At 62.2% G+C, this 25,315-nt stretch carries 28 protein-coding genes; 20 read left to right on the plus strand and 8 right to left on the minus strand.

Features of this window, described 5'->3' with window-relative positions; all coding sequences use genetic code 11:
* Positions 1-60: 60 nt before the first annotated feature.
* From DT068_RS04240 to DT068_RS04250, 3 genes are all read left to right on the plus strand, one after another.
* Positions 61-543 carry a DUF5681 domain-containing protein gene (locus tag DT068_RS04240; protein ID WP_162913995.1) on the plus strand — a complete coding sequence of 161 codons (483 nt, stop codon included), beginning with the start codon at positions 61-63 and terminating at the stop codon, positions 541-543.
* Positions 544-679: 136 nt separating this feature from the next.
* A complete protein-coding gene (locus DT068_RS04245; RefSeq protein WP_162913996.1) occupies positions 680-1,318 on the plus strand; it encodes a Panacea domain-containing protein in 639 nt (212 codons plus the stop codon).
* On the plus strand, positions 1,305-1,532 hold the full coding sequence (locus DT068_RS04250) for a hypothetical protein (RefSeq protein ID WP_119388537.1): 228 nt from the start codon (positions 1,305-1,307) through the stop codon (positions 1,530-1,532). The genes DT068_RS04245 and DT068_RS04250 overlap by 14 nt, the downstream gene beginning before the upstream one ends.
* Before the next feature lie 175 nt (positions 1,533-1,707).
* Here DT068_RS04250 and DT068_RS04255 read toward each other — a convergent pair whose 3' ends face one another.
* From DT068_RS04255 to DT068_RS04265, 3 genes are all read right to left on the minus strand, one after another.
* Positions 1,708-2,631 carry an HNH endonuclease gene (locus DT068_RS04255; RefSeq protein ID WP_119388538.1) on the minus strand — a complete coding sequence of 308 codons (924 nt, stop codon included), beginning with the start codon at positions 2,629-2,631 and terminating at the stop codon, positions 1,708-1,710.
* Positions 2,632-3,004: 373 nt separating this feature from the next.
* The gene (locus DT068_RS04260) at positions 3,005-4,276 is read right to left on the minus strand and encodes an MFS transporter (RefSeq protein ID WP_119388539.1); all 1,272 of its coding nucleotides are present in this window, start codon (positions 4,274-4,276) and stop codon (positions 3,005-3,007) included.
* A 137-nt stretch (positions 4,277-4,413) separates the two neighbouring features.
* Positions 4,414-4,695, minus strand: coding sequence for a hypothetical protein (locus tag DT068_RS04265; protein ID WP_119388540.1), 282 nt, complete (start codon positions 4,693-4,695; stop codon positions 4,414-4,416).
* A 357-nt stretch (positions 4,696-5,052) separates the two neighbouring features.
* On the opposite strand from DT068_RS04265, the gene DT068_RS04270 reads away from it, so the two are divergent.
* The 13 genes from DT068_RS04270 (at position 5,053) to DT068_RS04330 (ending at position 16,052) form a co-directional block, all read left to right on the plus strand.
* Complete coding sequence (locus DT068_RS04270; RefSeq protein WP_119388541.1) at positions 5,053-6,384, plus strand: ABC transporter substrate-binding protein; 1,332 nt, start codon at positions 5,053-5,055, stop codon at positions 6,382-6,384.
* A 138-nt stretch (positions 6,385-6,522) separates the two neighbouring features.
* Entirely contained in the window at positions 6,523-7,491 is a 969-nt protein-coding gene (locus DT068_RS04275) for a carbohydrate ABC transporter permease (protein ID WP_119388808.1), read from the plus strand.
* Positions 7,488-8,444 carry a carbohydrate ABC transporter permease gene (locus DT068_RS04280; protein WP_119388542.1) on the plus strand — a complete coding sequence of 319 codons (957 nt, stop codon included), beginning with the start codon at positions 7,488-7,490 and terminating at the stop codon, positions 8,442-8,444. Before DT068_RS04275 ends, DT068_RS04280 begins: the two co-directional genes overlap by 4 nt.
* Positions 8,441-8,629 (plus strand): hypothetical protein, encoded by a 189-nt coding sequence (locus DT068_RS04285; RefSeq protein ID WP_119388543.1) that lies wholly within the window; start codon positions 8,441-8,443, stop codon positions 8,627-8,629. The genes DT068_RS04280 and DT068_RS04285 overlap by 4 nt, the downstream gene beginning before the upstream one ends.
* Positions 8,630-8,905: 276 nt before the next feature.
* The gene (locus tag DT068_RS04290; protein ID WP_119388544.1) at positions 8,906-10,009 is read left to right on the plus strand and encodes an ABC transporter ATP-binding protein; all 1,104 of its coding nucleotides are present in this window, start codon (positions 8,906-8,908) and stop codon (positions 10,007-10,009) included.
* A gap of 258 nt (positions 10,010-10,267) precedes the next feature.
* On the plus strand, positions 10,268-11,281 hold the full coding sequence (locus tag DT068_RS04295) for an ABC transporter ATP-binding protein (RefSeq protein ID WP_119388809.1): 1,014 nt from the start codon (positions 10,268-10,270) through the stop codon (positions 11,279-11,281).
* Between the two features lie 2 nt (positions 11,282-11,283).
* Positions 11,284-11,883 (plus strand): dihydroxyacetone kinase subunit DhaL, encoded by a 600-nt coding sequence (gene dhaL / locus DT068_RS04300; protein WP_119388545.1) that lies wholly within the window; start codon positions 11,284-11,286, stop codon positions 11,881-11,883.
* 180 nt (positions 11,884-12,063) lie between these two features.
* Complete coding sequence (gene dhaM, locus DT068_RS04305) at positions 12,064-12,462, plus strand: dihydroxyacetone kinase phosphoryl donor subunit DhaM (protein ID WP_119388546.1); 399 nt, start codon at positions 12,064-12,066, stop codon at positions 12,460-12,462.
* Entirely contained in the window at positions 12,459-12,761 is a 303-nt protein-coding gene (locus tag DT068_RS04310; protein WP_119388547.1) for an HPr family phosphocarrier protein, read from the plus strand. The genes dhaM and DT068_RS04310 overlap by 4 nt, the downstream gene beginning before the upstream one ends.
* On the plus strand, positions 12,745-14,337 hold the full coding sequence (gene ptsP, locus DT068_RS04315; RefSeq protein ID WP_119388548.1) for a phosphoenolpyruvate--protein phosphotransferase: 1,593 nt from the start codon (positions 12,745-12,747) through the stop codon (positions 14,335-14,337). The genes DT068_RS04310 and ptsP overlap by 17 nt, the downstream gene beginning before the upstream one ends.
* Entirely contained in the window at positions 14,337-14,771 is a 435-nt protein-coding gene (locus DT068_RS04320; protein WP_119388549.1) for a hypothetical protein, read from the plus strand. The genes ptsP and DT068_RS04320 overlap by 1 nt, the downstream gene beginning before the upstream one ends.
* A complete protein-coding gene (gene dhaK, locus DT068_RS04325; protein ID WP_119388550.1) occupies positions 14,768-15,757 on the plus strand; it encodes a dihydroxyacetone kinase subunit DhaK in 990 nt (329 codons plus the stop codon). Before DT068_RS04320 ends, dhaK begins: the two co-directional genes overlap by 4 nt.
* A 7-nt stretch (positions 15,758-15,764) precedes the next feature.
* Entirely contained in the window at positions 15,765-16,052 is a 288-nt protein-coding gene (locus tag DT068_RS04330) for a hypothetical protein (protein ID WP_119388551.1), read from the plus strand.
* A gap of 232 nt (positions 16,053-16,284) precedes the next feature.
* Here the strand turns inward: DT068_RS04330 and DT068_RS04335 are convergent, their stop codons facing one another.
* From DT068_RS04335 to hmgA, 4 genes are all read right to left on the minus strand, one after another.
* Positions 16,285-18,267: a VIT domain-containing protein gene (locus DT068_RS04335; RefSeq protein ID WP_119388552.1), complete on the minus strand. Its 1,983-nt coding sequence runs from the start codon at positions 18,265-18,267 to the stop codon at positions 16,285-16,287.
* Positions 18,254-18,610, minus strand: a complete 357-nt coding sequence (locus tag DT068_RS04340; protein WP_119388553.1) for a helix-turn-helix domain-containing protein — start codon at positions 18,608-18,610, stop codon at positions 18,254-18,256. The genes DT068_RS04335 and DT068_RS04340 overlap by 14 nt, the downstream gene beginning before the upstream one ends.
* Positions 18,611-18,871: 261 nt before the next feature.
* Entirely contained in the window at positions 18,872-19,882 is a 1,011-nt protein-coding gene (locus DT068_RS04345; protein WP_119388554.1) for a fumarylacetoacetate hydrolase family protein, read from the minus strand.
* On the minus strand, positions 19,879-21,189 hold the full coding sequence (gene hmgA, locus DT068_RS04350; RefSeq protein WP_119388555.1) for a homogentisate 1,2-dioxygenase: 1,311 nt from the start codon (positions 21,187-21,189) through the stop codon (positions 19,879-19,881). The genes DT068_RS04345 and hmgA overlap by 4 nt, the downstream gene beginning before the upstream one ends.
* A gap of 77 nt (positions 21,190-21,266) precedes the next feature.
* On the opposite strand from hmgA, the gene DT068_RS04355 reads away from it, so the two are divergent.
* The 3 genes from DT068_RS04355 to DT068_RS04365 are packed head-to-tail and all read left to right on the plus strand — an operon-like array spanning position 21,267 to position 23,347.
* Complete coding sequence (locus DT068_RS04355; protein WP_119388556.1) at positions 21,267-21,719, plus strand: MarR family winged helix-turn-helix transcriptional regulator; 453 nt, start codon at positions 21,267-21,269, stop codon at positions 21,717-21,719.
* Positions 21,716-22,357, plus strand: a complete 642-nt coding sequence (gene maiA, locus DT068_RS04360; RefSeq protein ID WP_119388557.1) for a maleylacetoacetate isomerase — start codon at positions 21,716-21,718, stop codon at positions 22,355-22,357. The genes DT068_RS04355 and maiA overlap by 4 nt, the downstream gene beginning before the upstream one ends.
* 36 nt (positions 22,358-22,393) lie before the next feature.
* Complete coding sequence (locus DT068_RS04365) at positions 22,394-23,347, plus strand: DedA family protein/thiosulfate sulfurtransferase GlpE (RefSeq protein ID WP_119388558.1); 954 nt, start codon at positions 22,394-22,396, stop codon at positions 23,345-23,347.
* A 273-nt stretch (positions 23,348-23,620) separates the two neighbouring features.
* On the opposite strand, the gene DT068_RS04370 is transcribed toward DT068_RS04365, so the two are convergent.
* Complete coding sequence (locus DT068_RS04370; protein ID WP_119388559.1) at positions 23,621-24,073, minus strand: Lrp/AsnC family transcriptional regulator; 453 nt, start codon at positions 24,071-24,073, stop codon at positions 23,621-23,623.
* A 108-nt stretch (positions 24,074-24,181) separates the two neighbouring features.
* Here DT068_RS04370 and hppD point away from each other — a divergent pair, with 108 nt between their 5' ends.
* Entirely contained in the window at positions 24,182-25,294 is a 1,113-nt protein-coding gene (gene hppD / locus DT068_RS04375; protein WP_119388560.1) for a 4-hydroxyphenylpyruvate dioxygenase, read from the plus strand.
* Positions 25,295-25,315 lie beyond the last annotated feature (21 nt).

The following is a 25,315-nucleotide window of genomic DNA, read 5'->3' on the forward strand; positions in this document are numbered from 1 at the left end:
GACTGTTGGAACAAATATAGAACAAACTGCCCGCAGCTGAAAGCGAAATCGGAGAGACCAATGGTTGATGATCGAGCATCGAGGGTGGACCCGGCGGCGACAGGTTATGGCAACCCGCCGAAAGCAACGCGCTTCCGCAAGGGACAATCCGGCAATCCCGCGGGCAAGCCCAAGGGGGCCAGAAACAAGCCGCGCCCCCAAAGCGAGCGGCTGAGATCGCTGATGCTCGAGGAGGCCTATCGTCCCATCAAGGTGAGCGACAATGGCGAGGAAGCAACCATGCCGATGGCGCAGGCCGTCTTCAGGTCGCTCGCCGCGGCAGCGGCCAAGGGCGAGGCGCGGGCGCAGGCCATGTTCCTGAAAATGGTGAGCGCGAGTGAAGCCGAGGCGGCGGCGATCGAGGAGATGATGGAGGAAACGCGCTGGGCGGAGGCCGAATACGAAGAGCCGGTGTTCGAGGTGAGGATCATCGATGCAAAGGATGGCCGCCCGACGGGCAAGGAGGAGATCTATCACCACAGTGATGACGATAGAGATGTATAGGCAAGTCCATCTGTCGGCTGCCCGTAGAAGCGGTGACGAGGCACAGTCTAAGTGCATGATTCGAATCGCTGAAAATCGTTCAGATTCAATAATTTGCCTGGCGCTCATGGAAGTGTTAAGCTGTAGGAAAGGTAACATGGGCAGGTCGACCAAAGGCGCGCAGATGCAATTCGACAAGGCCAAATTGAAGTCGGTCATTCTTTACGCATGCACCAGGTGCGACGGCGGAGAACTGGGTGCTGTCAAGATGCACAAGGTGCTCTACTTCCTCGACATGCTGCATTACGCCGATATGGGCGCGCCGGTCACAGGCTCGACCTATCGGAAGAGGGACATTGGCCCCACCAATGATCAGCTTCTGCCGACGCTTCGCGAAATGAAAGCAGCTGGTGAGATCGACGTGAGAGAGGTCGATTATTTCGGTTACCGCAAGGTGGAATATGTCGCGCGCGCCCAGCCGCGAACCGAGCTTTTCAGCAAGCGCGAGCTGGATCTCCTGGACGAAGTCATCGATTTCGTTTGCGCGCGGAATACCGCGAAGACGATCAGCGAGTTCAGCCATAACCGTGCATGGGAGATGGTCGAATTTGGAGCCGAGATTCCGTACAATAGTGTTTTGCTGATTCTGCCGACTCAAGTATCGCCCGAGGCGATCGAATGGGGCGCGTCCCAGGTAGGTGCGATTGAGGCTGAGAGATCGAAGGGTGACGCCATGGGTGGTACGGACTTCGGAGCTATTCGACGTCGCGTTCTGGAAAGGCATGGCGCAAGATGAGTCGGTCTGGGAAATATTCGACATCTTCGAAACCGCTCTGAAAGCCGATCCCTACAGCCCCGGCGAGCCTCATCCAGCATACAAGACGGGCAAGTTGCTGATTTACGAATCGCCCCCAGTTTCGCGCCTGCCGACGATCATTGTCCTCTATGAGATCTTCGAGGAGGAAGGCGTGATCAAGCTCTGGAATTTCCAGATGAGGCCGCGCCGATAGGATCAGCGATCCTTCCGATGGAAAAATCGACCGGAAGCCGGATGTTGGTGAGCGTAGAGTTGTCGCTCGGCCAAAGTCCATCGCTTCCTGCAGTATTCAGCGATCTTCGTGTTCTCCCCAGAACGGTTGAGGAAATCGTGCAGGAGCTTGCCTTAAGCTGTTCCAATTGGCTCGGTCAGCCTATCGCCCTGAAGCGCTCAAACCGCATCGCCAGTCGGTCGCGGTCCGGATAATCCTGCAGGCGGACAGGATGGCGGATGATTGCCCCCTTCAAGCTCTTCAGGGCGTCGAGCATCGGTCCGTCATTCTGGTCAAGGAGGCGATCGGACACGTGCAGGCGATAGTCCGGATCGATGCCGATCAGATGTGCGTCAAAGGCCGCATGATGGATTTTCGACAATGGAATTCCATTGGGGACGACGGGCTGGCCGAGCAATGCGTCCTGATCGGCAACGATGTGGGCTGCGTCGAGAAGCAGCGGTTCCGCGAGGCCCGAAATCGCGCACCGACTGTCATAGGCCGCAATGACCGCCTCCCGGAATGAAACCTGGTGCAGTCGTTGCTTGACCATGCGCATCGCATATCGCCGGTCGGGACCGCTCTCCGCAAAACCAGTGGCTTCGTGGTGGGGCGTGCCAAAGGCGACTTTTGCCTTCAGGGCGAGAGCATCCCAGTCCGCGATAAACGCCGGGACAATGGCTTGATAGCGGCCCGGCGCAATTCCAAGAAAATAGATAACATGCCTCTGGGCCTCGAAGGCGGCACGCAGCCAGCGATTGTCGGCGGCCTCGGGGTCCCGCCCCATGAAGGCATAATCGATCGTCTCGTCTCCGGCGTAGATCTGGCGATGCACGTCGATCTGGTCATCGTACCAGATCCTGCGGCCTGGTTTCGGAAAGACGGTCCTGATCGACAGAAGAAAACTCATCTGACGCGGCTTGAAGATGCCGCGCTGAGGATTGACAAGGGGGATGCGCTCGCCCTGAAACTCAAAGCCCGCAGTCAGATCAAGAGTGCTAAGATAATTCCGCGCGTCACCCATCCTGCGGACATGATCGAATGCGGCGAGCCGCATCAGTGTGTCGGTGTCGCTGGTCATTCCCGGCACCGGCGCTCAGCCCCTGAACCGATCGTCATGTGACAATCAGATAACCTGAATCAGGCCTCAGGCCAATGTTCGCCGGGGCAGCGTGCCGGCCTGTCCTGGCGCTGGATGAGCCCGGACGCCCTGCCGGCGTCCCGAGGGGCCTTTGTGCCCGGCAGGTCACGATCATGGTTGCCCAATGGAACTTTTTGGTGCAGCCTCTCTCATCCGCTTTTGAGGGGCGGGTATTCCCTAAAGAGCGGTAGGGCTCGCCGTGTGATTTCGCCGTCATCCCGGCGGGCCCGCCTTTCTCCCCAACCGGGCGTCGATCATCAACTGCTTGAAATGACAGCCAATATCGCCGTGCAGTGCGGTTTTCGCGCGCTGTCTAGGTGGCGGCAACCGAATCCCCGAGCGTCCGGCGCGAGCTCTCCTTGATCGAGAGCGCCGCGGCCGCCGAGATGGCGGCGCAGACCATAATATAGATGGCCGGCACGCTGTTATGGCCCGTCGCCTCGATGAGCCAGGTGGCGACGGCGGGCGCCGTGCCGCCGGCGAGGCCAAAGGCGACATTGTAGGCGGCCGAGACCGCCGAGCAGCGCACATGGCGCGGGAAGATCTCGCACATGGCAATCGGATTGACCGACCCATAGGCGCCGATCAGCAGGGCAAAGCCGAACTGGCCCAGGAAGACAAGGGCGATATCGCCCGTCTGCATGAGCCGCATCAACGGCCAGGACAGGATGGTGAGCGCGATCGCGGCGCCGGCCAGGATCGGCTTGCTGCCGATACGGTCGGCGAGCCGCGCCATGAAATAGACGGTGACCAGCAGGATGCCCATGTTGATCGAGTTGATCCACAGCGCCGTCTTCGCCCCGATATCGGCGGCGAGCTTCAGCCAGGCGATGATGTAGACGAACATCAGGTAGAAGGCGACGGCATTGACGAGGCTGATGCACACGGCCTGCAGCATCTCGAGGGGATGTTCGCGCATGGCCTGCAGCAAGGGAAAGCCTTCCGCCGCCGCCGGCTGATCGAAGGGCATGCGCCGCCTCAATATGTAGCCGGCGACGCCGACCAGCACGCCGAACAGGAAAGGTATGCGCCAGCCCCAGGCGACGACCTGATCGAGCGGCAGCAGGTTGAGCACGACCGCGCCGACCGCCGAGCCGAGGAGAATGCCGCCGACGGCGCCGATCGGCGCCCAGGCCGTGGCGGCACCGCGCCTGTCCGGATGCGCGGTCTCGGCCAGGAAGACGGCGGAGCTCGTATATTCACCGCCAACGGCCAGCCCCTGCACCATGCGGCAGATCAGCATCAGCACCGCCGCCCAGATTCCAATTTCGGCATAGGTCGGCAAGAGGCCCATGATCAGTGTCGGGATCGCCATCGCCACCACCGACCACAGCAAGGCCGGCCCGCGTCCGACCCGGTCGCCAATATGGCCGAACAGGATGGCCCCGATCGGCCGCATGAGGAAGCCGACGGCGAAAACGGCATAGGCGGCGAGCAGGGAAGTGGTGGGATCGTCAGCCGGAAAATAGAGGTGGCCGATGGTGCGGGCGAAAAACCCATAAATGGCAAAATCGTACCATTCCATCACATTGCCGACGATGCCGGCCGTGACCACCCGCCTGCGGTTTGCTTCGACGATCGACATTCGTGCGCCGGCCCCGTTCTTCACGCGACGATAACGGGAAGACTATTCGATCACAAGCCGCTTTCCCTTCTCGCGCCGGCGAGAAGACGAAACCTGGAGAAATGGCGCGGGTGGGGAGAGTGCGAGCGGCGCTTCGGTCAGCCTTGCCACAGGGAGCGGGTGCGCGGATCGACATAGACGATGAAGCTGCGGCCCTTCCTGACGACCCAGAACTGATAGATCGGCGTCACGCAGCTCTTGGTCTTGACGACCTTATACCCTCTCTCGCGCACCATGTGCCGGGCCGTGTTGCAGGAAATCCTGTCATTGCCATGGTGGCGATCCTTGAGGCGCAGCTTGTACTTCGCGGCTTCGCCCGTGTCGGGCACCGCAAGGGCGAAAAGCGAGGCGATGGCTGCAAGCGCGAGTAACTTCTTCATGATCGTCAACTCCGGGACGGTGGTCCTGAGGGTGAATACGTCCGAGCCCCCGGTCCGGCATCCACCCCACAGCTCAAATCTTTGCGAGGCCTCTATACGCCGCTGTCGCGGCTCTGCCGAGTTTTGAATTACTAAACAAAGAACTAAACTACTATGTTCAGCATCTTACCGTATTGCAGCGAGATTGCCTTCGCATATGCACTGCTACCCGCTTGAATTGTTTAGTAACAGATAGTTTAATAAACAAAATTACTAAACAACGAGATTCGGCAGTGGCCCTTCGGGCTCATGCCGGAAGCGTATCCGGGGAGCCTCGCGCGGCCGCCGGATGCGGAAATCGAAACGGGAGGAGACCTCATGAAGACTATGCTGAAGACTGCAGCGGCGTTCGGTCTTGCCGCTTTCATCGCCGTTGCCGGCCAATCCAAGGCCGAAGCGTCGGAACTGACCCTGTGCTGGGCGGCCTGGGACCCGGCCAATGCGCTTGTCGAACTGTCCAAGGACTTCGAGAAGCAGTCGGGCATCACCATGAAATTCGAATTCGTGCCCTGGCCGAATTTCGCCGACCGCATGCTCAATGAAATGAATTCGGGCGGCAAGCTGTGCGACCTTCTGATCGGCGACTCGCAATGGATCGGCGGCGCCGCCGAGAACGGCAACTATGTGAAGCTCAATGATTTCTTCGACAAGGAAGGAATCAAGATGTCGGACTTCGCGCCGGCCACCGTCTATGCCTATTCGACCTGGCCCAAGGGCACGCCGAATTACTGGGCGCTGCCGGCGATGGGCGATGCCAATGGCTGGTTCTATCGCAAGGACTGGTTCGCCAAGTCTGAATTGCAGGCCGAGTTCAAGTCGAAATACAACCGCGATCTCGGCGTTCCCAAGACCTGGGACGAGCTCAAGCAGGTGGCGGAGTTCTTCCAGGGCCGCGAGATCGACGGCAAGAAGGTCTATGGCGCGGCGATCTTCACCGAGCGTGCATCCGAAGGCATCACCATGGGTGCCACCTCGGCGCTCTATTCCTTCGGCTTCAAATATGAGACCGAGCCCGGCTCCTACCGGATGGAAGGTGCCGTCAATTCGCCCGATGCCGTCAAGGGCCTCGAATTCTACAAGTCGCTCTACAAATGCTGCACGCCGCCCGGCTATACCGACAGCTATATGGGCGAAGGTCTCGATGCGTTCAAATCGGGCCAGGTCGCCATGATGATGAACTGGTTCGCCTTCATGCCGGGCATGTACAAGGACGAGAAGGTCGGCGGCGAGCATGTCGGCTTCTTCGTCAACCCGGCCCAGAAAGTCGCAGCCTCGACGCTCGGCGGTCAGGGCATCTCGGTCGTCGCCAACACCGACAACATGGACGGCGCGCTCGCCTACATCAAATGGTTTGCGCAAACCGACGTGCAGAAGAAATGGTGGTCGCTCGGCGGCTACTCCTGCCTCAATGCGGTGCTGAACGATCCCTCCTTCAAGGACTCGCAGCCTTTCGCCGCGCAGTTCCTCGATGCGATGGCGGGCGTGCAGGACTTCTGGCAGGAGCCGGCCTATGCCTCGCTCCTCCAGGCCATGCAGAAGCGCCTGCATGACTATGTCGTCGCCGATCAGGGCACGGCCCAGGAAGCGCTCGACAAGCTGATCGTCGACTGGACCGAGGTCTTCAAGGAAGAAGGCAAGATCAACAATTGACCCTTTGCTCTCCCCATCGCGGGGAGGGCAGGGCAACTGAACTCAACCCATTGTCAGGCGCGCCCCCGGGCTTGACATGAAAGGGCGGCCCCGCCTCCATGGAGGCGGGGTGCGCTCCAAGAGCACCCAGAAATGAGCATGGCGACGACCGAAGATGGAACGGCAGGAAGGATCGCTGATCAGGCAGCGCGGGGAACCACGCCCGCAATTGCGCGCCGCATCCGCGGGCTCTCCGACAAGGCGATCGCCTGGCTGTTCATCGCGCCGACCATTCTCCTCCTCCTCGCCATCAACATCTTCCCGCTGATCTGGACGATCTATCTTTCCTTCACCAATTACCAGGCGAACCGGCCCAACCGGCCGATCACCCATGTCGGCACCAAATGGTATCAGGACATATTGAGCTCGCCCGATGTCTGGGCGGCGATGCAGGCGACGGCGCATTTCGTCTTCTGGACGATCCTGCTGCAGACGCTGATCGGCTTCGGCCTTGCCTATCTCATCGACCGCAAATTCCGCGGCCACGCTTTCTGGACGACCATCATCCTGATCCCGATGATGCTGTCGCCGGCAGTGGTCGGCAATTTCTGGAAATTCCTCTACCAGCCGCAGATGGGGCTGTTCAATTACATCGTTTCCTTCTTCACCGGCATTGAGCCCTCGTCCTTCGAGATGCTGGGCTCGGTCTCGCTCTCGCCCTGGTCGATCATCATCGTCGATACCTGGATGTGGACGCCCTATGTGATGCTGATCTGTCTCGCCGGCCTGCGCTCCATTCCCGATTACATCTATGAGGCGGCCGAGGTCGACCGCGCTTCGCCCTTGCGGCAATTCTGGTCGATCACGCTTCCCATGGCGCTGCCCTTCATCATGCTGGCCGTGCTGTTCCGCGGCATCGAGAATTTCAAGATGTTCGACATGGTCAATCTCCTGACCGGCGGCGGTCCGGGCTCGACCACCGAAGTGGCTTCCATCACCTTGAAGCGTGAGGCCTTCGAGAAATGGCGCACCGGCTATTCCTCGGCTTTCGCCATCATCCTGTTCGTCGCCGTCTTCGGTCTCGCCAATATCTATGTGAAGGCCTTGAACCGGGTGAAGCAGAGATGAGCCAGGCCCTGACCACCGCCCATTCCGTCGTGGCGCCGACGCCGCTCGCCAGGCGCATCGCCGCCACCATCGTCATCCTCTATGCGCTGGTGTCGATGATCCCGCTCGCCTGGATCCTGATGACCGGCTTCAAGACGCCGCCCGATTCGATCGCCTATCCGCCGAAGCTGGTGTTCCAGCCCTCGCTCGAGGGCTATTGCAATCTCTTCACCACCCGCACCCGCCAGACCGCCGACTATATCCAGTCGCTGGGTCCGCCGCAGACGATCTGCGATGAGATCACCCGCAAGCGCGACATGGTCATCGCCGGACCGTCCAATTATGCGCCGCGCTTCTGGAACTCGCTCATCATCGCCTTCGGCTCGACCTTCTTCGCCGTCTCGCTCGGCGTGCTCTCGGCCTATGCCTTTTCGCGTTTCCGCATCCCGCTCGCAGACGATCTGCTGTTCTTCATCCTGTCGACGCGCATGATGCCGCCGATCGCCGTCGCCATCCCGATCTATCTCATGTACCGCAAGCTCGGCCTCTCCGACACGGCGCTCGGCATGATCCTGCTCTATACGGCGGTCAATGTGTCGCTCGCGGTGTGGCTGCTCAAGGGCTTCATCGACGAGATCCCCAGGGAATATGAGGAGGCGGCGATGATCGACGGCTATACGCGCCTTCATGCCTTCTTCAAGGTCGTGCTGCCGCAGGCGGCGACCGGCATTGCCGCCACCGCGATCTTCTGCCTGATCTTCGCCTGGAACGAATATGCCTTCGCGGTGCTGCTGACCTCGGGCGAAGCCCAGACGGCGCCGCCTTTCATCCCGACCATCATCGGCGAGGGCGGCATGGATTGGCCGGCCGTCGGCGCCGGCACCACGCTCTTCCTCATTCCACTGCTGGTCTTCACCGTGCTGTTGCGCAAGCATCTGCTGCGCGGCATCACTTTCGGCGCGGTGCGCAAATGAGCGATCTCCTCAACCGGCTTCTCCGCCTGCGCCGCGGCCCGTGGGAAAATCTGGCGACCATCGTCATCGCACTGGGTGTCCTGATGCTGCTCCAGCCTCTGTCGCTGACGCTCTACACCTATTCCTTCGCCACCATGCTGGCGGGGACGCTGATGTTCGTCATCGTGTCGAAGTTTCCGGAATAGGTGATGATGATGTCGGAAAGAATCATCAGCTATACCGTCCACGCCAATTCCTCCCTCCACCGCCGAAGGCGGGGAGGGTGGCGCGCGGAACGCGCGACGGGTGGGGTGTCTATGCGAGGGAGGTCTCGCAAACGTGACAATTTGCGAGCACTTCAGGCCAATCATCGGACATGTCCCGGTGGAGAGACCCCACCCGGCGCTTCGCGCCACCCTCCCCGCGCTGCGCGCGGCGGAGGGAGATCGGGGCCTGGTCATGACGAGCGGGGGATATAAGCGATGGCTGAAATCCGCGTCGAGAACCTGCGCAAGGCCTTTGGCGATTTCATCGCGGTGAAGGATCAGAGCTTCACCATCCCGGACGGCTCTTTCTTCTGCCTGCTCGGGCCCTCGGGCTGCGGCAAGACGACGACCTTGCGCATGATCGCCGGTCTCGAGCTGCCGACCTCGGGGCGCATCCTGCTGGGTGGCGAGGATGTCGCCTTCAAGCGGGCCTCGGAGCGCGACATCGCCTTCGTCTTCCAGCTCTTCGCGCTTTATCCGCATATGAATGTCAGACGCAATATCGGCTTTCCGCTGGTATGCCAAAACGTGCCCTGGGCCGAAATCAAGACGCGCGTCGAGGAGACGGCGAAGCTGCTCCGCATCGATCATCTGCTCGACAAATCCGTGTCGGGCCTCGCCGGCGGCGACCGCCAGCGCGTCGCGCTGGGTCGCGCCATCGTGCGCCGGCCGCTGGCCTTCCTCATGGACGAGCCTCTGGGCACGCTCGACACCGAATTCCGTGATCTCATGTGCGAGGAACTGCGTCATCTCCACGACCGCATCAAGGCGACGACCGTCTATGTGACCCATGATCAGCTCGAGGCCATGTCGATGGCCGACCATATCGCCATCATGAACAGCGGCCGGGTCGAGCAACTGGGCACGCCGCAGGAGATCTATGACCGCCCCGCCACCATGTTCGTCGCCGATTTCGTCGGCTCGCCGTCGATGAATCTCATTCCCGTCGGCGATCGGCTCGCCAAGGGCGCGAAGACGCTCGCGGTCTCGGGCGCCAGCATCGCCATTCCGGAAATGCGCGAGGATGCGCCGGCCGAGGAGATCGTGCTGGGCGCGAGGCCGGAACATATCCGCTTCGATGATGCTTCGGCCTATCGCGGCGAAGTCTTCGGCACCGAATATCTTGGCACCATGCAGATCGTGACCGTGAAAGTGCCTCAAGGGCGGGTGAAGGTGAAAGTGCCGGCGAGCCTCCATGTGAAAAGCGGCGAGCAGGTCGGGCTGACTTTCCTGGGCGACCGCCTGTCGCTCTTCGACAAGGGCTCGGGCCGCGTCATCCGCTCGGCCTTGCATGATGCGCAGGCATCGGGGGGAATGTGATGCGTGCCGAACTGCTTCGATTGAGCCCTGGCGCTCTCTCAGGCTTTCCCTTCTCCCGCTTGCGGGAGAAGGTGGCCGACAGGCCGGATGAGGGTGTTGGTACAGCTTCTTCACAGTCGAAATGCTTGTTCCGAGCGATCTCCTCAGAAACGACGCGCAGTCATCACATTGTAAGAACACCCTCATCCGGCCTTCGGCCACCTTCTCCCGCAAGCGGGAGAAGGGGAAACCCGGCGTTGGCGGGTGGTGGAGGGCCGCATGGCTGACATTTCGCTGCGCAATGTCAGCAAGCGCTTCAAGTCGGTGACGGCGATCGACGGCCTGTCGCTCGAGATCGCAGATGGCCAGTTCACGGTGCTGCTGGGGCCGACGGGCGCCGGCAAGACGACGACCTTGCGCATCGTCGCCGGGCTGGAGAAGCCGGACCAGGGCGAAGTATGGATCGACGGCCGCAATGCGCAAGACCTCGAGCCCGCATCGCGCGACGTCACCTTCGTCTTCCAGCAATATTCGCTCTATCCGCATTTGAGCGTCTTCGACAATCTGGCCTTTCCCTTGCGCAGCCCGGCGCGCCGCGTGGCCGAGCCCGAAATAAGGAAGCGCGTCGAGGACGTGGCCTCGCTGCTGCGCATCGCCCACAAGCTCAAGAACAAGTCGACGCAATTGTCGGGCGGCGAGATGCAGCGCGTCGCCATTGGCCGCGCCCTGGTGAGGAGCCCCGCCATCTATCTGATGGACGAGCCGCTCTCCTCGCTCGACGCCAAATTGCGCGGCGATCTCCGCCTTGAGCTGAAGCGCATCCAGCAGGATCTGGGCGCCACCATTCTTTATGTCACGCATGACCAGATCGAGGCCATGACCATGGCTAACCGGATCGGCGTCATCGACAAGGGGAGCCTCATCCAGGTGGGAAGCCCGCGCGAGATCTATGAAGACCCGGATTCGGTCTATGTCGCCCAGCGTTTCGGCCAGCCGCAGATCAATCTCCTGCCCGCCGGACTGCTGCCCAATGGCGCCTTGCCCCGGAACGCGGTGACGGTGGGCGCCCGCACCGAGCATCTGGGGCTGAAGAAGGACCGGAGCGGCCAGGCTCTCGTCGAATGGGTGGAACATCTGGGCGACCAGAACCATTTGCATTTGCGCCTGGGCGAGCACCAGATCACCACCTTGACGCCGCCCGATACGCCGTTCAAATCCGGTGACCAGGTGGCGGTGGAGCTGATGAAGCCGCTTTATTTCGATGCCCGGGGCGTCAGACTGAGGAGTGCGTGAGAATGCCGGATCTCGGCAAAATGCTGGATGTCGTGGCTGAGCGCCTCATCGCCCATGCGGAGGAATTGACGGCGCTCGATTCGGCCATTGGCGATGCCGATCACGGCCTCAATATGAAGCGCGGCTTTGAGGCTGTGCTGGCCGACAAAGTGAATATCCTGGCGAAGCCGCTGCCCGAGGCGCTGAAGGCCATAGGCATGACGCTGGTGATGAAAGTGGGCGGCGCCTCCGGCCCGCTCTACGGCACTCTCTTTATGACCCTTGGCAAGGAATTGCCGGCCGAGCCTTCGCTCGCCGATGCGGCCAGGGCTCTCACCGCCGCGGTCGAGGCGGTCAAGGCGCGCGGCAAGGCCGATTTCGACAACAAGACCATGCTCGATGTCCTTGGTCCCGTCGCCCGGCATCTGGGCAATGGATCGGCGACCTTTGACAGCGTGCGCAAACTCGCCCATGACCGTGCCGAGGCGACCGTGCCCATGAAGGCGATCAAGGGGCGGGCGTCCTTTCTGGGCGAGCGCTCGATCGGCCATATGGATCCGGGCGCGCGCTCGAGCGAATTGATGATCACCGCGATATGTGATGGGCTGGAAGATAAGGGATGAAAATGCATCTGATCTCGGCCCCACCAACCACCCGTCACCCCGGCGAAAGCCGGGGCCCATTAAATTCTTTCCAGTTGAGCAGCACCTCCCGCGTTGCACTTATTCAGGGGGTCCCGGCTTTCGCCGGGATGGCAATGTATGGAAGAGTGCAATCAATGCAGGCCATGTGGAGTGTGAGAAATGCGGGCTAACGACAAGGTCGGCATCGTCATCGTCTCGCACTCGCCCGATGTGGCGCGGGGCACCGCTGACATGGTTCGCCAGATGGTGGGCGAGGACGTGCCTCTGGGCTATTGCGGCGGCAATCCCGATGGCGGGCTTGGCACCGATGTGGCGAAGATCCTGAAGGCGATCGATGAAGCCTGGTCGGAGAAAGGTGTCGCCATCCTGGTCGATCTGGGTGGTGCTGAGACCAACAGCGAAATGGCGGTCGAGATGCTCGATCCCGAAAGGCAGGGAAAGGTAGTGATCTGCAACGCCCCGATCGTCGAGGGCGCCGTGATGGCGGCGACCGAAGCCTGGGGCGGCGCCTCGCTCGAGGACGTCCGGCGCACTGCCGAGGAGCTGTCGCCGCAATGAATGACTGGAAATCATCTTCGGTCGTGATCAGGCATGAGGTCGGCCTGCATGCAAGGCCCTCGGTGAAGCTCACCAAGCTCGCCAAGACCTTCGCCTCGACGATCCAGATCTCAGGCTCGCCTGAGGGGCCGTGGATCGATGCCAAGAGCATCGTCAAGGTCATGGCCATGAAGGCGAAGCAGGATTCGACGCTTTATCTGCGGGCGAGCGGCGGTGACGCCGCTTCCGCTGTCGACGCGCTCAGAGGCCTGGTCGAACGGGACTTCGATGAGGATGCAGCCCATGCGGCATCCGGTTGAGCTCAAGGGCAAGCCCGCTTCGGACGGGATTTTTACGGGCCCGATCTGCTTCCTGAGTTCGGCTGCGGCCGAGCGCCGGGCCTCGGGCGATCCCGCCATCGAGCGCCGGGCCTTCGATGAAGCAGTTGCGCTGGCGGTTGCCGGATTGGCATCGCTCACCGAGACCGCTGAAGGTGAAGCCGCGGAAATGCTGGCCTTCCAGATCGCACTTCTCGAGGACGATGCGCTACTCGAGCCGGCACGCAGCCTGATCGCACAGGGCAGACCTGCGGATCTCGCCTGGCGCAAGACGGTCGATGCCGAGATCGTCGGCTATGAGATGTCGGATGACGATTATTTCCGGGCCCGCGCCGCCGATCTGAAAGACATGCGCGACCGTGTGCTGCGCCAGTTGAGCGGTCAGGATACGCATCAGGCGCAAGCCGGCGCCATATTGATTGGCGATGATGTTCCGCCCTCCTTGTTTCTCGAAGCCGACTGGTCGCAGGGCGGCGCCATCGCTCTGAGCCAGGGCAGCCCGTCGAGCCATGTCGCCATATTGGCGCGATCGCGAGGCATCCCGATGGTGGTGGGCCTTGGTGACATTGTCAGCAACGGCCATGCCGAAGCGGTGATCGATGGCGCCAGTGGACTGCTGGTACTGAGTCCGGATGGTGCGCAGAAGCGGCTCTGGTCGAAGAAAGCCGGCGAGCTGGCGGCGCAGCGTGAGCGGGACGCGCTTTTCCTCGACAAGCCGGCGCGGCTGAAGGATGGCTCGCGCATCGAGCTTCTCATCAATGTCGCAGGCGCCGACGAGCTCGATCATCTGGACAGCGGCCATTGCGACGGCATCGGCCTGATGCGCTCGGAATTCCTGTTTCGCGACGGCAAGCCCTTGCCGGACGAGGAGATGCAATATCAGGCCTATCGCCGCTTCCTCGAATGGGCGGGTGAGAAACCGGTCACCATCCGCACCCTCGATATTGGCGGCGACAAGCCGATCACCGGCCTGACGCCGGAAGGCGAGCGCAACCCGTTTCTGGGCCTGCGCGGCATACGCCTGACGCTCGAACGCGAAGACGTGTTCATAACGCAGTTGCGCGCTTTGGCGCGCGCGGCGGTGCATGGCAATCTCAAGATCATGGTGCCGATGATCACTGTCGCCAGCGAGCTGGCCCAGACGGCTACGCTGCTCGATCGCGTGATGGCTGATCTTGCGCGCCAGGGCAGCGAAGCGAAACGGCCGCCGCTCGGCATCATGGTGGAAGTGCCGGCGGTGGCGGTGGCGCCAGAGCTCCTGGCCGCGGCGGATTTCTTCTCGATCGGCTCCAACGATCTCACCCAATATGTGATGGCCGCGGCGCGCGATGAAACCTCCGTCGCCTCCCTGAGCGATCCGGCGCATCCGGCGGTGCTGCGCCTCATCGAGAATGTCGCGCGCTATGGACGCGAGCATGATATCCCGGTCAGCCTGTGCGGCGACATGGCGAGCGAGCCGCGTCACCTGAAGGCGCTCATCGCCGCAGGGCTGCGCACCCTCTCCGTGTCGCCCGCTTCCATCGCGCGGGTGAAGGCGGCGCTGGCGGAGATCGGGTGATGGCCGAGCCGCAACTGCAGACCCCGGCCGCGGTTGCCGCCTATAAGAAGCTTCTCAACGATGTGATCGATCGCAGGCCGTCCGGCACGCGCCAGCGCCTGGCCGCGGCGCTCGGCAAGAACCGCAGCTTCGTCTCGCAGATCACCAACCCCTCCTATGCGGTGCCGATCCCGGTCGCCCATCTCGATATCATCTTCGAGGTCTGCCATTTCTCGCTGGAAGAGCGGAAGAATTTTCTGGGGCTTTATCTCGCCGCCCATCCCAACCGGCCGGCGCCGATCCATGCCGCGCACAAGGTGAAGGCGCATACCGTTTATCTGCCCGATCTCGGTGATGACGACAGGAATGCCAGGCTCCATACGCTGATCAGCGATTTCGTCCGCCAGGTGGCGAAGCTGATCGAAGACGAACCGCAAAAGGGGAAACGCCGATGAAGAAGCTCATCAACGCGATCGAGACCGTGCTGCCCGAAAGCCTCGATGGCTTTGCCGCGGCGCATGCCGATCTTGTGATGCTGGGCGATGAGCGCAAATTCATCCGCCGCAAGGCGCTGAAAGCCGGCAAGGTGGCGCTGATCTCTGGCGGCGGCTCGGGCCACGAGCCTTTGCATGGCGGCTTCGTCGGCCATGGCATGCTCGATGCCGCTTGCCCCGGCCAGGTCTTCACCTCGCCGACCCCCGACCAGATGATCGCCGCCGCGGAGGCGGTCGACCAGGGCGCCGGCGTTCTCTTCATCGTCAAGAATTATGAGGGCGACCTCATGAATTTCGAGATGGCGAAGGAAATGGCGGGCCGCGACATCGAGACGGTGATCACGGATGACGATGTGGCGGTGGAGAATTCCTTATATACGACCGGCCGCCGCGGCGTCGCCGGCACGCTGGTGGTCGAGAAGATCGTCGGCCATGCGGCGGAGGAAGGCGCCGATCTCAAGACGCTGAAAGCCCTGGGCGACAAGGTCAACAAGCGCACCCGCTCGATGGGTGTGGCGCTGACCAGCTGCACCGTGCCCGCCGCCGGCAAGCCGACCTTTGCCATTGGCGAGGATGAGATGGAAATGGGCGTCGGCATCCATGGCGAGCCCGGCCGCCGGCGGGTGAAACTGCAATCGGCCGACCAGATCGCCGAGGAGATGATCGGCGCCATGCTGGGCGATCTGGCGGAAGCGAAGAAGACGGGCGTGCTGCTCTTCGTCAATGGCTTCGGCGGCACGCCGGCGATGGAGCTCTATCTCATGTATCACGCCGCCGCGGGCGTGCTCGCGAAACACGGCGTGAAGATCAGCCGCTCGCTGGTCGGCTCCTATGTCACCTCGCTCGACATGGCGGGCTGCTCGCTCACGGTCTCGGCCTTCGACGAGGAGATGACGAAGGGCTGGGACGCGCCGGTCCATACGGCCGGGCTGAGGTGGGGTATGTGAAGCGCCAATGACCACTGAAGATAAGCCGGCAAGCTTTGCTTATCTTGAGGTTGGGTTTGCCATCTTCCTTTGCATCGCTCTTGTCCGACTTCTGTGGAATGCTTTTGTTGATTTGAGATTCTATTGGAGCAGCGGCTGGGATTTTTCAAAGCCTAGCGGTCGTAATTTGCATTACGGATTCGCTGGCGCGGCGACTGGACCCATGCCGAATAAGTTGAGATTGCTCGTGGGATATCCATTTATGATCGCTGTGATTTCCGTTGCTCTGCTTTTTATGGTCCGCGGTTGGACTTAAGCCACTTCGGGATTCAATTTCCACTTGCTGACCGGCGCGCCTTTCCTTGTCCGTCATCCCGGCGAAAGCCGGGATCCCCTGAATAAGTGAAATCTGGGAAGCGCTGCTTGCACCGAAGGAATTTAGTGGATCCCGGCTTTCGCCGGGATGACGAATTGGAGGGCGTGCGGTGGCGAAGCTTCTACTCCCTCCTCACCGATTTCAGATTCGGCTACGCCGGAATGTAGCCGGCTCAAGCCTCAAGACAGTGCGCGTGCTTCTCGATCAGCACCTCATCGCATTGCCCGAGCAACCGGTGTGCGACCCGGGCCGCCGCGCGATTGCCGGCACGGCCGGCTTGACGGGCGAGGAGGGCAATCACCAGGAGCAGGGGTGTTAACCCAAGCATCGCCGCGGACCGCTTCACGCTGTCCCGTTGTGCCATCTCCAGCAGGATCTCCCCGACGGTGGCGGGCAGCTGTGAAAGATCGCCGGCGATCAGCCGGGCAGGATCGGATGCCCAATCGATCTGGCGCGCGGAGTCAATTGCCGGGGGGCGGATCTGCGATGTGAAGTTTTGCACGGCCTTGCGCAGTCTTTTGACCACGGAGCCTTCCGGTTGCAGCGCACCAGACGCTCGCCGCGCGAAACGGCGCGATGAGGGCGCCGCATCAAAGATGTCCATCGGAGCCGGAGAGCATGCGGCGGGAAGCGGCAGGGCGACCGGACGCTGGCCGGGAAGCGTCTCCTGCGTGGCGCCCGCCTCATCCACCAGGACGAGGCTGGTCAGATGCGATACGATGCCTTCGCGCTCGGCAAGCGCCATCGCCACGTCCTTTGTCAAAGTCGGCAGCAGGAAGCTCGCAGCGGCGGCGGCGACGGCGCGCTTTTGCAGCGTCTGTTCGGCGCCTGAAGGTGACGCGCCATGGCTCACCTTCACCATCATGCCGGAACGCCGGAAATCCTTCTCGCTCAAGGCTCCACCGCCGCCCTTCACGGAGCCGAGCGCCGCTTCGAGGAGATCGCCGATATCGGCGCCGCCGCTGACGAAAATGTCGCCGCCGGTGAGCGCGGCAAGATAGCCGACATTCGCTTCAAGACTGTCCTCGCCGACCAGGACGACGCTGATCCTTCGTCCCCTTCGCGCCAGGTCCTGAACATCGAGCGCATGGCTCTTGCCATCGGTGATCAGCAGGATGTCGCCTGCCGATGAACCCGCAATCGAGGTGGCGAGGGCTCTGCCGATTTCCGTTCCGCCTGCCGGCGGCGAAAGACCATCGACAAGCCCGCCGAGCTTGCCGGAACCTAAATGGCGCACATGGTCGTCGAACTCCCACAGGTCGGTGGTGTCTTCGGGCGACAGCCTGGCGGCCAGCCGGCGGAGCGCCGCAAGCACATGTTCGTGCTTGGTCGAGGGCCGCGCCCACGAGCGCACCAGGTCTTTCATCGAGCCGGAATGATCCACCAGGATGGCAAGGTCGAGCGGCGCTTCCCGCTCGGGCGCCGGCTGCAAAGTGAGATGAACAACGCGGCCATCGGCGGCAATTCCCTCCACGACCCCCGGGCGCCAGTTCTCGACCACGAGATCGATCGGCCGGTTAAGGAGGAGCCGCGCTTTTCCAGCTTCGAGTGATCCGCCGACAAGACGAATGCGGGCATCAGCGGACGCATGGATCTCGAGTGTCCCGGACAAGGTCCGGCCGCCGATCTTGATATCGTCCGATTCGGCAAGGGGTGAACTTCCATAGACATCGCCAACGGTGACCGGAATGCGCAAATGGCCTGCCGACGAAATGACGGTGAGGGTCGTCACCCATTGGGTCCGGACCTCGATCTCAGCACCGGCGGGGATATTCGCCACCGAGAGCATATGGATGCCGCGCAGGACTTCTTCATGGAGTACCGTCGATTTGCCGCGATCGATGGCATCTTCATAGACCGCGCGGGCGCGGTCGCGCGCATGGGCCTTGGCGGTGAGCTCACGCTCGCCCACCCTGACCTTGAGATCGAAGAGCGTGGCATGAACGGGCATCGGAAAGGTGAGCGTGGCTTCGATCGGACTTTCCTCTTCATTGCGGAAGACGCGCGTCGTCGTGACGATCGCGAGCCCGCCTTCGATGGTGACAGCGAAATCGGTGCTGACCAAGGGGACGGGACGCTGGGCGGACGGCGTCGCGCGCTTCTCGAGAAAAATCTGCAGAGGATCACGCAGCAGCGCAGGGTTAGCGGTCGGCATCGGGACTCTCCTTGAGGATAGCTTTGAGAAGCGACTGGACCGCGGCCGCGATCGGCTCGGGATCGGCTCCGCTCTTGAGCAGGCCAGGCGCAATGATGAGGGTGACGTCAGGCGTGACCGGGAAGGGAATGCCCTCCTTTGCCTCCAGCATCAGCTTGATGGCGGCGGGCGGAAAGCCAAGGTCACGTAGACGGTTGTAGCGCTGGATGGCGTCCAGGTGATTTTGGCCATAGGAGGCATTCGCCCGCCCGCCTTCGGGCGGCGGCATGAAGCCTTCCGAAATCAGGTAGCGGACCTGGCGTTCGGTGATTTGGGTCGCTGCGATAAGTTCACGGATATTCATGCCGGGCTTCCTTTTGACAAAAATTATGTCGAAAGGAAGCCGGATGCAAGGTCTTTTTACAAAAATCTTGTCGAAAGGAATCGGCAGCGCGCATCCCGGCGAAGTGGGATCACTTCGTCGGGAAGGATTCGCGCCAACTTAGTATTTGGGGGCAAATCCTTATCGCTAGAGTCTTCGGATCATGAAGGATAACGGGCTGTTGTAGCATCAGCCACGCCCGGCCTCATATTCCCCTCCCCGCAAGGGGGAGGGGCATTATGATTACGCCTTCTCCACCTTCTGCTCGATGGCGCCGAAGATCGTGCGGCCCTTGCGATCGAGCATCTCGATCCGGATCTCATCGCCGAAGCGCAGGAACGGCGTCCTGGGCGCGCCATCGCGGATGGTCTCGATCATGCGCAGCTCGGCGATGCAGGAATAGCCGCGCCCGCCGTCGCCGACCGGGCGTCCGGGCCCGCCATCCTGGTCCTTGTTCGACACGGTGCCGGAGCCCACGATCGAGCCTGCGGCAAGGGGCCTCGTCTTCGCCGCATGCGCGATGAGCTGGCCGAAATCGAAGGTCATGTCCTTTCCGGCATCGGCGCGTCCGAAAGCCTTGCCGTTGAGATCGACATGAAGCGGCAGATGGAGCTTCGCCCCATCCCAGGCATCGCCCAGTTCGTCCGGCGTCACGGCGACGGGCGAGAAGGCCGATGAGGGCTTCGACTGGAAGAAGCCGAAGCCCTTGGCGAGCTCGGCCGGGATCAGCCCGCGTAAGGAGACATCATTCACCAGCATCACCAGCCGGATGCGATTGCGGGCCTCCTGCGGCGTGATGCCCATGGGCACATCGCCCGTCACCACCGTGATCTCGCCTTCCATGTCGATGCCCCAAGCCTCGTCCGCCATCCTGATCGGATCGCGCGGGCCTGAGAAGGAATCCGACCCGCCCTGATACATCAGGGGATCGCTCCAGAAGCTTTCGGGCATTTCGGCGCCGCGCGCTTTGCGCACCAGCTCGACATGGTTCACATAGGCCGAGCCGTCCGCCCATTGATAGGCGCGGGGCAGGGGTGAGGCGCAGTCATGCTCATGGAAGCGCATCGACGGCACCGCGCCATGTTCGAGCGCTTCCGCCAGATCCGCGAGCCTGGGCGATATGCGGTCCCAGTCGTCGAGCGCCGATTGCAAGGTGGGCGCGATATTGAAGGCCTGTGTCGCGCGGGTGAGATCGCGCGCAACCACGACCAGGCGGCCATCCCGCGTCCCGTCGCTGATGGTCGCGAGCTTCATGGGGTGCCGGTGAATCTCTTGTCGAGCCCGGTCCAGCAGTCGATATAGTCGGTCTGCAAGGTCTCGACGCTTGCCGCATAGGAAGTGAGATGCTGCGGATAACGCGTCTCGAACATGAAGGCGAGCGTGTTGGTGAGCTTGTGCGGCTTGAGCTCGACGGTGCTCGCCTTCTCGAAGGCCGTTGCATCGGGGCCATGCGGCAGCATGCAGTTGTGCAGGCTGATGCCGCCCGGCACGAAGCCCTCGGGCTTGGCGTCATATTGCCCGTAAATGAGGCCCATGAATTCCGACATGATGTTCATGTGATACCAGGGCGGCCGGAAGGAGTGTTCGGCGACCGACCAGCGCTCGGGGAAGATGACGAAATCGACATTGGCCGTGCCTTCTTCGCCAGAAGGCGCCGTCATCACCGTGAAGATCGAGGGATCGGGATGGTCGAACAGGATGGCGCCCACAGGTGAGAAGGTGCGCAGGTCATATTTGTAAGGCGCGTAATTGCCGTGCCAGGCTACGACATCGAGCGGCGAATGGCCGATCTTCGTCTTGTAGAACTTGCCGCACCATTTGACCGTGAGCTCGGAGGGCGTCTCCTTGTCTTCATAGGCGGCGACCGGTGTCTTGAAGTCGCGCGGATTGGCGAGGCAGTTGGCGCCGATCGGTCCGCGGTCGGGAAGCGTGAACTTGGCGCCGTAATTCTCGCAGAGATAGCCGCGCGCCGGACCGTCGAGCAGCTCGGCGCGGAACTTCATGCCGCGCGGGATGACGCAGATCTCGCCCGGTGTCACCTCGATGCGGCCGAGCTCGGTGAAGAAGCGCAAGCCCCCCGACTGCGGCACCACCAGCATCTCGCCATCGGCATTGAAGAAATACTCATCGATCATCGACTGGTTGACGAGATAGACGGAGGCCGCCATGCCGGTCTGGGTGTTGACATCGCCCGCCGTCGTCATGGTGCGTATGCCGGAAATGAAGTTTGTGCCCTCATTCGGCATGGGCGGCGGTCCCCAGCGCAACTGGCCGATGGGGAGGTCATGGTCATCGAGGCAAGGGGCGGTCTTCCAGAAGGGCAGGCTCGCTTTGCCGAACCGCCCGGTATGCCTGACCGAGGGACGCATGCGGTAGAGCCAGGAGCGCTCATTGATGCCGCGGGGCGCGGTAAAGGGCGAGCCCGACAATTGCTCGGCATAGAGCCCATAGGCGCAAGCCTGCGGCGAATTCTGGCCATGCGGCAGGGCGCCGGGCAGCGCCTCGGTCTCGAAATCATTGCCGAAGCCCGGCATGTAGCCGTGAAGGATCGCGCTTTTCATGGGCGCCTCCCGAATAATGGTTGCGTATGAAACCAGTTAATAGTTGCATCTGAAACTAGTTATGTCAAGATGCCGCCATGCCCGCCTTTGAGCTCGCCCGCTTCCTGCCCTTCCGCCTGAACCGTCTGGCGGCGGAAATATCGGAGCAGTTGTCCGCCCTTTATGCCGAGCGTTTCCAGATCGACATTCCGCAATGGCGGGTGCTCGCCACCTTGTCGGCGGGCGGCGACTGGACCGCACGCGCCATTGTCGCCTCGACCCGCACCCACAAATCGACGATCAGCCGGGCGGTGGAGGCCTTGGAAGACCGCGGCCTGATCGAGAGCGTCCAGTCGAAGGAAGACAAGCGCGAATACCGGCTTCGGTTGACTTCTTCCGGGCGGCGGTTGTTTCGCGAGCTCGAGCCTCTGGTGCTCGACTATGAAAGGAGGCTCCTGAACCAGCTTGGCGACAGCGAGGAGCGGCGCATGGAAAAGGCGATCGGCGCGCTCGAACGGGCGCTGGGCCTCGGCCAGGAGAGTGCGAAATGAAACTCTACGGTTACTTCCGCTCTTCCGCCGCCTATCGGGTGCGCATCGCGCTCAATTTGAAGGGGATCGAGGTCGAGCAGGTCGGCGTGCATCTGCTGAAGGATGGCGGCCAGCAACACCAGCCGTCCTTTCGGGCCCGCAATCCGCAAGGCCTCGTGCCGGCGCTCGAGCTCGATGACGGAACGATCCTGACCCAGTCGCTGGCCATCATCGACTATCTGGATTCCATCCATCCCGAGCCGCGCCTGGTTCCGGCCGAACCTGTTCTCGCCGCAAAAACGCGCGCCGCCGCATTTGCGATCGCCTGCGATATCCATCCACTCAACAATCTGCGCGTTCTCGGTTATCTGAAAGGCCCTCTCGGCCGCAGCCAGGCCGAAGTCGATGAATGGTATCGCCACTGGCTGCTGCAAGGCGGTCTCGAGCCGGTGGAGGCGATGATCGAGGGCGGGCGCTTCTGCTTCGGCGATCAGCCGAGCCTCGCCGATATCTGCCTCATCCCGCAGGTCTTCAATGCACGCCGTTACAAGGTCGACATATCGCATCTGAAGAAGATCGAGGCGGTCGACGCGCATTGCAAGACATTGCCGGCCTTCCTCGCCGCACACCCCCTGCGGCAGCCCGATGCCGAGCCATAGCTTTACCTCTTCCGGTTATTGGTGGAGCATGGGTCCATGCAGGACCTGATCAGCCTTGTCCAACATTACGGGTTGGCCATTGTTTTCGCGAGCGCCTTCATCGAGCAGCTCGGCCTGCCGCTGCCGTCCTATCCGGTGCTCCTGGTTGCCGGCGCCCTCAGCTACGCCGGCGGCGACTCCCTTGTTCCGATCGTGGCCATAGGGGCCCTGGGCGTGGTGATGGGCGATCTCCTGATCTATGCCATCGGCGCCCGGTTCGGCCGCCGGGCCTTGTCCCTTGTCTGCAAGCTCAGCCTGGCGCGCGACAATTGCGTGCGCCAGACGGAAGACAGATTCGCCCATTACGGACCGAGGGCGCTTCTCTTCGTGAAATTCGTGCCGGGATTTGCCCTGGTGCTGATCCTCCTCTGCGGCGTCGCGAGGCTCGCCATTCCGACATTCCTTCTGCTCGACGGGACCGGGGCGCTCGCTTATGTCGCCCTTCCGGTCGTATTGGGCGGCATCTTCCATGACGCCATCGATTCCGCCCTGCAGGCGATCACCCGGTGGGGAGAATTCGGCACGGTGCTCGTCGTCGTCATTCTGGCTCTCTATTTCATCTACCGCCTGGTCGATCGGCAGCTCTTCATCCGGCGGCTGCGGATGGCGCGGATTTCCGCGCCGGAGCTCGCGGGCCTCATCGATGCGGGCGAGCACCCGATCATTTTCGATGTCCGCTCCGCCGAGGCCCGCAGCAAGGAGGGCATCATACCGGGCTCGATCGGCGCGCGTCCCGACGAGATATCGGCGCTTGCCCGGCAATATGAGCGCGATGCGGTGATCATCGTCTATTGCTCCTGCCCGAACGAGGCCTCCGCCGCAGTCGCCGCCTTGCATCTCAAGCGCGCCGGCTTCCGGAATATTCGCCCGCTGCTGGGCGGGATCGAAGCCTGGGGTCAGGCCGGGCGGCCGATTGAGCTTGTTGCCATGGGCGCTTCCGTCACCAGTTGAGGTGTCCGTCTACCCCCCCTGGGGCTATCATATGCACACGATTCATCCTTCCCCCTTGCGGGGAAGGTGGCGCGCAGCGCCGGATGGGGGTCGGGCAACGAGCGAAACTCGGCGAAAGTGGGAGCTGATATCTCAGCGCTGAGAGCATCAGATCGCTTAACTCATCAATACCGTTCTCGCGGCACTACCCCCATCCGTCTACCCGGCCAGGGCCGGGTAGACACCTTCCCCGCAAGGGGGAAGGATGAAAGCCCTTGTGGGGAGGGGAATCCTTCACAGCACCAGCAGCTGATCGTCGCGCAGGATCTCGAGCACGATCTCCGAGCGCACCCGGTCGACCGTCGCATGCATCAGCAGCACGCCATTGACGAGATCGCGCAAGGCATCGAGATCGGCGACGCAGATCTTGAGCAGGTAATCGAAATCGCCGGTCACCGCATGGGCCTCGAGAATGCCGGGGGTGAGGCGCACCAGGTCGCGGAAGCGCCGCGCATTGCCGTCGGAGTGGCCTTTCAGCTTCACATGCACGAAAGCGGTGACGGCCAGGCCGAGCGCCCTGGCATCGAGATCGGCGCGATAGCGCCGGATGGCGCCCGACTGCTCCAGGGCCTGGCGCCGGCGCACGACCTGTGATTCCGACAGGCCGACCTGGCGGGCGAGGTCGGCGCGGCCCGCGGCACTGTCGCGCTGCAGGGCGTTGAGGATCTTCCGGTCAAATTCATCCATGGGATGCGCGTTTCCAGGCAAAGCTGGGTGGGGTGAAGCTCATTATGACCGAAAACGGCAGGCTTGGCGACCTATCATAAGCGAAACCGCTTCGCTGGAGGATCAGCCATGGGACCCTATCCGCACGACGCCCCGCCGCCCGAGATCGGCAAGGACAATCCGGCCGGCACCGACGGCTTCGAATTCGTCGAATTCGCCCATCCCGACCGCGAGACGCTGGCCGAGCTCTTCCGCAAATTCGGCTTCACCCCGGTCGCCCGCCATAAAAGCAAGGACATCACCGTCTGGCGCCAGGGCGACATCAATTACATCCTCAATGCCGAGCCGGGTTCCTTCGGCATGAATTTCGTGACCCGCCATGGTCCCTGCGCGCCCGCCATGGCCTGGCGCGTCGTCGATGCCGGTCATGCCTTCCGCCATGCCGTGTCGCTGGGGGCGGAGCCCTATGAGGGCACCGACAAGACGCTCGACGTGCCCACCATCAAGGGCATCGGCGGCAGCCTCATCTATTTCGTCGATCGCTATGGCGCCAAGGGCTCACCCTATGCGGATGAGTTCGAGTGGCTAAGCGAGATCGATCCGAGACCCAAGGGCATCGGCTTCTATTATCTCGATCACCTCACCCATAATGTCTTCCGCGGCAACATGGACAAGTGGTTCGGCTTCTATGCCAAGCTCTTCAACTTCCGCCAGATCCGCTTCTTCGACATCGAAGGCAAATATACCGGGCTGTTCTCGCGTGCGTTGAATTCGCCCTGCGGCAAGATCCGCATCCCGATCAATGAGAGCGCCGACGACAAGAGCCAGATCGAGGAGTACTTACGCAAATACAAGGGCGAGGGCATCCAGCATATCGCCATCGCCACCGAGGACATCTATGCCGCGACCGATTCTCTCGCCGCCAATGGCGTGAAATTCATGCCGCCGCCGCCCGCGACCTATTACGAGAAATGCTCGGGTCGTGTGAAAGGCCACCAGGAGCCGGTCGAGAAGCTCAGGAAGCATGGCATCCTCATCGACGGTGAAGGTGTCGTCGATGGCGGCGAGACCAGGGTGCTCCTGCAGATTTTCTCGAAGACCGTGATCGGCCCGATCTTCTTCGAATTCATCCAGCGCAAGGGCGATGATGGTTTCGGCGAGGGCAATTTCCGCGCCCTCTTCGAGAGCATCGAGGAAGACCAGGTGCGCCGCGGCGTGCTGGGGCCATCGCGGGCTGCGTAAGCTCGAGCATGATCCGGGAAA

Origin of the sequence: Taklimakanibacter lacteus, from assembly GCA_003576695.1 — a bacterium.
GTDB classification, from domain to species: Bacteria; Pseudomonadota; Alphaproteobacteria; order Rhizobiales; family Aestuariivirgaceae; genus Taklimakanibacter; species Taklimakanibacter lacteus.

What these genes read in the sequence shown, in the direction of transcription:
- maiA (WP_119388557.1), top strand. Translation starts at nt 21,716, where the DNA reads ATGAAACTCTACGGTTACTTCCGCTCTTCCGCCGCCTATCGGGTGCGC.
- ptsP (WP_119388548.1), top strand. Translation starts at nt 12,745, where the DNA reads ATGCGGCATCCGGTTGAGCTCAAGGGCAAGCCCGCTTCGGACGGGATT.
- DT068_RS04340 (WP_119388553.1), bottom strand. Translation starts at nt 18,610, where the DNA reads ATGAATATCCGTGAACTTATCGCAGCGACCCAAATCACCGAACGCCAG.
- DT068_RS04370 (WP_119388559.1), bottom strand. Translation starts at nt 24,073, where the DNA reads ATGGATGAATTTGACCGGAAGATCCTCAACGCCCTGCAGCGCGACAGT.
- DT068_RS04260 (WP_119388539.1), bottom strand. Translation starts at nt 4,276, where the DNA reads ATGTCGATCGTCGAAGCAAACCGCAGGCGGGTGGTCACGGCCGGCATC.
- hmgA (WP_119388555.1), bottom strand. Translation starts at nt 21,189, where the DNA reads ATGAAAAGCGCGATCCTTCACGGCTACATGCCGGGCTTCGGCAATGAT.
- dhaM (WP_119388546.1), top strand. Translation starts at nt 12,064, where the DNA reads ATGCGGGCTAACGACAAGGTCGGCATCGTCATCGTCTCGCACTCGCCC.
- DT068_RS04320 (WP_119388549.1), top strand. Translation starts at nt 14,337, where the DNA reads ATGGCCGAGCCGCAACTGCAGACCCCGGCCGCGGTTGCCGCCTATAAG.
- DT068_RS04255 (WP_119388538.1), bottom strand. Translation starts at nt 2,631, where the DNA reads ATGACCAGCGACACCGACACACTGATGCGGCTCGCCGCATTCGATCAT.
- DT068_RS04365 (WP_119388558.1), top strand. Translation starts at nt 22,394, where the DNA reads ATGCAGGACCTGATCAGCCTTGTCCAACATTACGGGTTGGCCATTGTT.
- DT068_RS04275 (WP_119388808.1), top strand. Translation starts at nt 6,523, where the DNA reads ATGGCGACGACCGAAGATGGAACGGCAGGAAGGATCGCTGATCAGGCA.
- DT068_RS04330 (WP_119388551.1), top strand. Translation starts at nt 15,765, where the DNA reads ATGACCACTGAAGATAAGCCGGCAAGCTTTGCTTATCTTGAGGTTGGG.
- DT068_RS04270 (WP_119388541.1), top strand. Translation starts at nt 5,053, where the DNA reads ATGAAGACTATGCTGAAGACTGCAGCGGCGTTCGGTCTTGCCGCTTTC.
- DT068_RS04265 (WP_119388540.1), bottom strand. Translation starts at nt 4,695, where the DNA reads ATGAAGAAGTTACTCGCGCTTGCAGCCATCGCCTCGCTTTTCGCCCTT.
- DT068_RS04240 (WP_162913995.1), top strand. Translation starts at nt 61, where the DNA reads ATGGTTGATGATCGAGCATCGAGGGTGGACCCGGCGGCGACAGGTTAT.
- hppD (WP_119388560.1), top strand. Translation starts at nt 24,182, where the DNA reads ATGGGACCCTATCCGCACGACGCCCCGCCGCCCGAGATCGGCAAGGAC.
- DT068_RS04290 (WP_119388544.1), top strand. Translation starts at nt 8,906, where the DNA reads ATGGCTGAAATCCGCGTCGAGAACCTGCGCAAGGCCTTTGGCGATTTC.
- dhaL (WP_119388545.1), top strand. Translation starts at nt 11,284, where the DNA reads ATGCCGGATCTCGGCAAAATGCTGGATGTCGTGGCTGAGCGCCTCATC.
- DT068_RS04250 (WP_119388537.1), top strand. Translation starts at nt 1,305, where the DNA reads ATGGCGCAAGATGAGTCGGTCTGGGAAATATTCGACATCTTCGAAACC.
- DT068_RS04355 (WP_119388556.1), top strand. Translation starts at nt 21,267, where the DNA reads ATGCCCGCCTTTGAGCTCGCCCGCTTCCTGCCCTTCCGCCTGAACCGT.
- DT068_RS04285 (WP_119388543.1), top strand. Translation starts at nt 8,441, where the DNA reads ATGAGCGATCTCCTCAACCGGCTTCTCCGCCTGCGCCGCGGCCCGTGG.
- DT068_RS04245 (WP_162913996.1), top strand. Translation starts at nt 680, where the DNA reads ATGGGCAGGTCGACCAAAGGCGCGCAGATGCAATTCGACAAGGCCAAA.
- DT068_RS04345 (WP_119388554.1), bottom strand. Translation starts at nt 19,882, where the DNA reads ATGAAGCTCGCGACCATCAGCGACGGGACGCGGGATGGCCGCCTGGTC.
- DT068_RS04335 (WP_119388552.1), bottom strand. Translation starts at nt 18,267, where the DNA reads ATGCCGACCGCTAACCCTGCGCTGCTGCGTGATCCTCTGCAGATTTTT.
- dhaK (WP_119388550.1), top strand. Translation starts at nt 14,768, where the DNA reads ATGAAGAAGCTCATCAACGCGATCGAGACCGTGCTGCCCGAAAGCCTC.
- DT068_RS04280 (WP_119388542.1), top strand. Translation starts at nt 7,488, where the DNA reads ATGAGCCAGGCCCTGACCACCGCCCATTCCGTCGTGGCGCCGACGCCG.
- DT068_RS04295 (WP_119388809.1), top strand. Translation starts at nt 10,268, where the DNA reads ATGGCTGACATTTCGCTGCGCAATGTCAGCAAGCGCTTCAAGTCGGTG.
- DT068_RS04310 (WP_119388547.1), top strand. Translation starts at nt 12,459, where the DNA reads ATGAATGACTGGAAATCATCTTCGGTCGTGATCAGGCATGAGGTCGGC.